The sequence below is a fragment of the Tessaracoccus massiliensis genome, from assembly GCF_000826065.2.
GTDB classification, from domain to species: Bacteria; Actinomycetota; Actinomycetes; order Propionibacteriales; family Propionibacteriaceae; genus Arachnia; species Arachnia massiliensis_A.
In genome coordinates, this window is the sequence record NZ_LN623530.1 from 1 (window position 1) to 806 (window position 806).

Sequence of the window (806 nt, forward strand, 5' to 3'; positions counted from 1 at the left end):
CTCCGTCGGGGTGGGGGGTGGCCGTCCAGACCTCGACCGTGGCCGAATCCGAGACGTTGCGCAGCCGGAACTGCTGCGGGATCGCTGGCAGCCCACGGGGAACCTGGTATTCCACGGTGAAGGGCTCATTGGCCGGGCCACGCGCCACCGATTCGCTGACGGTGACGTCGCGCCACATGCCGTCGTCGGCCAGGTGTTCCACGGCGAAACGGCTGCCCGGGATGGCGCCCACGACGCTCAACTGGAGCGTCGTGCCCACGGGTTTGAGTTCGCCGAAGCCGTCGCCGCGCACCGTGGGGCGGCGGGCACCGAAGGAGACGAACTGGCCCACGGTGAGCGAGGTGTCGGTGCCGGTGAGGCCGCCGACACTGATCAGCGCCCAGCCGCTGGATTCCTCCGTGACGACGGCGGGCACGCCCAGTTCGGTGCTGGCCACGCCGGCGCCACGGGTGAGCACCTCGGCGCCATCGCCGATGGGCCGCAACTCGGTGAGCTCGCCCCGTTCGTCGACCACGGCCTGATAGAGCACCACCTGCAGGCGCGTGTGGGGGCGGCCGTGGATGCTCACCGGGAACGTGGCGCCCTCGCGCAGGGCGTCAGAGGCGCTGATGCCGCAGCCACGGACGGTTTCCCTGCACAACTGCGCCGCCTGTGGTGGGGGGTCGGCGTGGGCGGGCAACGCCGCCCAACCGAGCGTCGCCGCGAGAAGGCCGAGCGCGAGAAGGCCGAGAAGGAGGCGTTTCATTCGTCCTCCAACGGGGCGGTCGATTGCTGGCGGGCGCCGGCCACGACGGCCGTACCCAGCC

The 806-nt window shown here is 71.7% G+C and carries 1 protein-coding gene; it reads right to left on the reverse strand.

Annotation, left to right across the window (positions count from 1 at the left end; translation table 11 throughout):
• The coding region (locus BN1186_RS00030) for a hypothetical protein (RefSeq protein WP_040281331.1) at nucleotides 1-745 on the reverse strand (745 nt) is incomplete at its 3' end.
• Between the last annotated feature and the right edge of the window lie 61 nt (nucleotides 746-806).